The sequence below is a fragment of the Azovibrio sp. genome (assembly GCF_049658005.1).
GTDB lineage: Bacteria > Pseudomonadota > Gammaproteobacteria > Burkholderiales > Rhodocyclaceae > Azovibrio.
In genome coordinates this window covers 1-5,161 of the sequence record NZ_JBASOH010000061.1, presented here as the reverse complement: position 1 = coordinate 5,161, position 5,161 = coordinate 1, and the positions used below count along the sequence as shown (strand labels likewise).

5 protein-coding genes are annotated in these 5,161 nt (G+C 67.3%); all 5 read right to left on the bottom strand.

Annotated elements, in window-relative coordinates; all coding sequences use genetic code 11:
* The coding region (locus tag WBH99_RS06420) for a YceH family protein (protein ID WP_424219276.1) at window positions 1-493 on the bottom strand (493 nt) is incomplete at its 3' end.
* 48 nt (window positions 494-541) lie between these two features.
* A complete protein-coding gene (locus tag WBH99_RS06415; protein WP_424219275.1) occupies window positions 542-1,423 on the bottom strand; it encodes an alpha/beta fold hydrolase in 882 nt (293 codons plus the stop codon).
* A gap of 258 nt (window positions 1,424-1,681) precedes the next feature.
* On the bottom strand, window positions 1,682-2,866 hold the full coding sequence (locus WBH99_RS06410; protein ID WP_424219274.1) for a phosphoglycerate kinase: 1,185 nt from the start codon (window positions 2,864-2,866) through the stop codon (window positions 1,682-1,684).
* A 14-nt stretch (window positions 2,867-2,880) separates the two neighbouring features.
* Complete coding sequence (locus WBH99_RS06405; RefSeq protein WP_424219273.1) at window positions 2,881-3,954, bottom strand: type I glyceraldehyde-3-phosphate dehydrogenase; 1,074 nt, start codon at window positions 3,952-3,954, stop codon at window positions 2,881-2,883.
* 44 nt (window positions 3,955-3,998) lie between these two features.
* The coding region (locus WBH99_RS06400) for a sensor histidine kinase (protein ID WP_424219272.1) at window positions 3,999-5,161 on the bottom strand (1,163 nt) is incomplete at its 5' end.

Sequence of the window (5,161 nt, the reverse complement as noted above, 5' to 3'; positions counted from 1 at the left end):
GCTGATGGGCCCAGCGCGGCTCCCGGGCGCCGGGCTGGCGCGGCAGCTGCACGGCCAGGGCCTGGGGCCGTCCGGCCAGCTCTTCCAGATAGGCGGCCACGGCAGAAGCATCGGCAAAGCGGTGCAGGCGTTCACAATTGGCGCGCAGTTCGCTGGCAGTCTGGGGACCGCGCAGCACCAGCACCGCCAGGAGCGGCACCATGGGACCGGGCAGGCCGTAGGTCTTGGTGAAGTTGTGGGCGTAACGCAGCACCCGCCCCGAGGCACCATAGGTTTCCAGCACCAGATTGCGGCAGCGCAGGGTTTCCAGGGCGGCCTGCACCTCGGCCTCGTCGAGGTTCATGACCGGGTCGCGGGAAGTCTTCTGGTTGCAGCCGGCGGTGAGGCTGTTCAGGGTCAGGGGATAGGCGTCGGGCGTGGTGCGCTCCTTCTCGATCAGCACCCCGAGCAGGCGGGCTTCGATGGGGCTCAGGTCGGCAAGGGGTTCCGTCATGGCAGTTTTCAGGGGAATCCGGGGAAGATAAGGTTATTACACCAGGTTTCAGGCAGCCCGGCGGGCCGCCGCCAGGATGGCAGCAGCAAACTCGGGCATCAGGGCGGTAGGGAAATCATGCCCCATGCCCGAAATGGTGCGCAGTTCGGCCCCGGCAATGCTGGCCGCCGTATCCTGGCCGCAGGCCACGGGAATCAAGGGATCGGCCTCGCCATGCAGCACCACCGTGGGCGCTTGGATAGTCGCCAGCAGGGAACGCCGGTCGCCGCCGGTGAGCAGGGCCGCCAGTTGCCGGGCCACACCCTGAGGATGAAAACTGCGCCGGTATTCGGCCATGAACATGGCCTTCAGCTCCGCCTCCGGGGTCGGGTAGGCGGGGCTCATCAGCACCTGCTGGCGCCGCACCCAGTCGGCCACCATGCTGGCTTCGTCCTTGCCCGGCGGCAGGGGCGCAAACAGGGCCTGGAGGGCCGCCGGGGTCGGTGGTGGCAGCATCGGGTTGCCGCTCGAGGACATGATCGAGGTCAGCGACCGGCAGCGATCGGGGTAGAGGCCCGCCAGCAGCTGGGCGATCATGCCGCCCATGGAAGCGCCGACGATATGGGCCTTGTCGATCTGCAGGGCATCGAGGAGCGCGATGCTGTCGGCGGCCATGTCTGCCAGGGTGTAGAGCGGATTCGGCGGCCGCCGGCCCTGGAAAAAACCCATCAGGTCAGGCAGGCCCAGACTGTCGAGCTGGGTGGACAGGCCGATGTCCCGGTTGTCGAAGCGGATCACCTGGAAGCCCTCGGCCACCAGCCTTTCGCACAGGGACAGGGGCCAGCGGGTGAGCGGTGTGCCCAGCCCCTGGATCAGCAGGATGGCCGGCGCATCGGCGGGGCCGAAACGCTCGGTTTCGAGTTGCAGGGAGCCGGCAGGGATCAGGGGCATGAAAACCTCGAGGCAAAGGGGGGAGCCACAAAAGGGCGGAGGCACAAAGGGCGGAGGCACAAAAGGGGCAGAGGCACAAAGGGGCGGAGGCACAAAGCTCCGCGAACAGACCTGGCTATTTCACCACAAAGGCGGCCGCGGCCGCGATAAATCAACAAATCGCCAACAGGACAGGGGCCTGCCGCAACCCTTCTGCGGACCCGGCGCCTTGATGCTGGAACCGCGCCGGAACCGCGCTGGAAGCCCGCTTTTCCGGCATCAGCCCTCGTAGCGGGCTTCCAGGGCGGCGATGGCGGGCAGGGTCTTGCCTTCCAGGAATTCCAGGAAGGCGCCGCCGCCGGTGGAGATGTAGCCCACTTCGTCGGCGATGTGGAACTTGGCGATGGCCGCCAGGGTGTCGCCGCCGCCGGCGATGGAGAAGGCTTCCGAGTGGGCAATGGCGGAGGCCAGCATCTTCGTGCCGCCGGCGAACTGGGCATACTCGAACACCCCCACCGGGCCGTTCCAGACGATGGTGCCGGCATGGGCGATGATCTCGGCGAGGCGGGCGGCGGTCTTGGGGCCCACGTCCAGGATGCGGTCATGGGCGGAGACATCATCCACGGCAATCTTGTTGGCCCGGGCCAGGGCGGAAACCTCGTCGGCCACCACCACGTCGACGGGCAGGGGCACTTCGGCGCCGCGCGCGCGCATGATGTCCATGATGGCGTGGGCTTCCTTGACCAGATCGGGTTCGGCCAGGGATTCGCCGATGCGTTTTCCCGAGGCGAGCAAGAAGGTGTTGGCAATGCCGCCGCCGACGATGAGCTGATCGACCTTTTCGGCCAGGGATTTGAGGATGGCGAGCTTGGAGGACACCTTGGCGCCGCCGACGATCGCCACCAGCGGCCGCTTCGGGTTCTGCAGCGCCTTCGACAGGGCGTCAATCTCGGCGCCCATCAGGATGCCGGCGCAGGCCACCGGGGCGAAGCGGGCGATGCCATGGGTGGTGGCCTCGGCCCGGTGCGCGGTGCCGAAGGCGTCATTCACATAGATGTCGCAGAGCGCGGCCATTTTTCTTGCCAGTTCCTCGCTGTTTTTCTTCTCGCCCTTGTTGCAGCGGCAGTTTTCCAGCAGCACCACTTCGCCGGGCGCTACCTCGAAGCCGCCGTCGACCCAGTTCTGCACGAGGCGCACCGGTTTGGCCAGCAGTTGTCCCATGCGCACCGCCACCGGCGCCAGGGTGTCGTCCGGGCCGACCACCCCCTCGCTGGGACGGCCCAGGTGGGAGGTCACCATCACCGCCGCCCCTTTGTCCAGACAATACTGGATCGACGGCAGGGAAGCCTTGATGCGGGTATCTTCGGTGATGTTGCCGGCTTCGTCCTGGGGCACGTTCAAATCGGCGCGGATGAAGACGCGCTTGCCGGCCACATCGAGATCGGTGAGTTTTTTGACTTGCATGAAAGTCTCCTGTTTTATCGCTGCAAAGTTGAATCGGGGGACGAAGAAGCAGACCAGAGGCCCTGCCAGTGCCGGGTCACATCCAGCATCCGGTTGGCAAAGCCCCACTCGTTGTCGAACCAGACCAGAAGATTGATCAGGCGGGGGCCCACCTTGCGGGTCTGGCTGCCGTCGACGACCGCCGAATGGGGGTCGTGATTGAAATCGATGGAGGCGTGGGTTTCTTCCGAATAAGCCATCAGTCCCTGGTAAGGGCCGGCGGCCGCCTCGGCGAGCAGGCGGTTCACCTGGCTGGCGCTCACCTCCTTGTCCACCGCCAGCACCAGGTCGATGGCCGAGACATTGTGGGTGGGCACGCGGATCGCCTTGGCCTGGACCTTGCCCGCCAGGCTCGGCAAAAGCCGTTCCACTCCCCGGGCGAGGCCGGTGGAAACGGGAATGATGGACTGCATGGCAGAACGGGTGCGGCGCAGGTCGGTATGGTGGTAACCGTCGATCAGGGGCTGGTCGTTCATGACCGAATGCAGCGTCGTGAGGAGCACCTGGCTTAGCCCCAGCTCCCGCTCCAGCAGGTCGAGCAGGGGCACCACGGCGTTGGTGGTGCAGGAGGCGTTGGAAACGATGCGCTCGGCCCCGGTCAGTTGCTGGTGGTTGATGCCATACACCACCGTGGCATCCACATCGGCGGCGCTGTTGGCAGGATGGGACAGCAATACCCGGGGCACGCCCACCGCAAGGAAACGGCTGATCCCGGCCCGGTCGCTGTACTGGCCCGAACATTCCACCACCAGGTCGATCTCCAGAGCCGCCCAATCCACCGCCTCGGGTTCCCGGGCGTGGGTGACGGAAACGGCCTGGCCGGCAATCAGCAAATGATCGTCCTCCGCCTCCACCTTGCCGGGAAAGCGGCCGTGGGTAGAATCGAAACGGGTCAGATAGGCAATGCTGGCCAGATCGGCCGGCTCGTTGATGGCCACCACCTGAAAGCGGGAATCCAGCCCGGCTTCATGCAGGGCGCGCAGAAAACAGCGACCGATGCGACCGTAACCGTTGATGGCGAGGCGAAGAGGACGACGGGAGCCGGACACGGAGGCCAATACGCAAAATGATTGAAGCCCGTGATTTTACAGGGTCATGGGGCTAATTCCGAATCCGGAATGGAACCGGGCTGACCGCCCGGCAGGCACAGCCGTGCCCGCAAGCCGCCCAGGGTGCTGCTTTCCAGGTGCAGGGCGCCGCCATAGAGGCCGGCCAGGTCGCTGACGATGGAAAGTCCCAGCCCTGAGCCGGGCATGGCCTCGTCGGCCCGTACCCCGCGTTGCAGCACCGATTCCCGCACCGGCCCGGGCAGGCCCGGGCCGTCGTCCTCGACCCGGATTTCCAGTTGCCCAGCCGTGATCCCGGCGGCCACCTGCACCCGGCTGGCCGCCCATTTGCAGGCGTTGTCGAGCAGGTTGCCGAGCATTTCCTGAAAATCCTGGGCGTCGCCGCGAAAGACCGGCGCCCCGGCCAGAGGCATCAGTTCGAGGTGTAACCCCCGCTCCCCATGCAGCTTGCCCATGACGCGCAGCAGCCCCTCCAGCAAGGGCCGCACCGCCACTTGCTGGCCGGGCAATTGCGCCGCCGCGGCGGCCCGGGCCCGGGCCAGGTGGTAATCCACCTGGCGCCGGGCGGTGCCCACCTGCTCCGTCACCAAGCGGGCCAGTTCGCCCGGTTCCCGGGCCGCCGCATTGGCGAGGATGGAGAGCGGCGTTTTCAGGGCATGGGCCAGGTTGCCCGCCTGAGTCCGGGCCCGTTCCAGTACCGCCGCATCATGGGCCAGCACGTCGTTGAATTCTTGCACCAGGGGCTGGATTTCAGCGGGATAAACCCCTTGCAGCTGCGCCGCCTGGCCCGCCCGCACCCGGGCCAGGCTGTGGCGCAGCCGCTCCAGCGGCCCCAGCGCCAGCTTGAGCTGCCATACCACCGCCGCCACCAGACCCAGGGCCAGGAGCGCCAGGGCCAGCGCCAGGATGCCGGCAAAATCCCGCACCGGCCGCTGCAGCACCTCTTCATCCATCGCCACCATCAGCCGCAAGGGGCGCGGCGGCGACGGGCCCGGCCCAGCGGCAGGCAGGATCACCCGCACCAGGATCAGCAGCGGCACGCCGCCCGGCCCCAGCTCACGGTACTCCGCCTGCGCGCCCGGCGTCAGCGCGGCCCCCGGCGGCAGGCTGAGGGCGCCATCCCAGAGCGAGCGGGAGCGCAGCAGCACCTCGCCGTCCGGCCCGTCCACCTGCCAGTAGAGGCCGGACT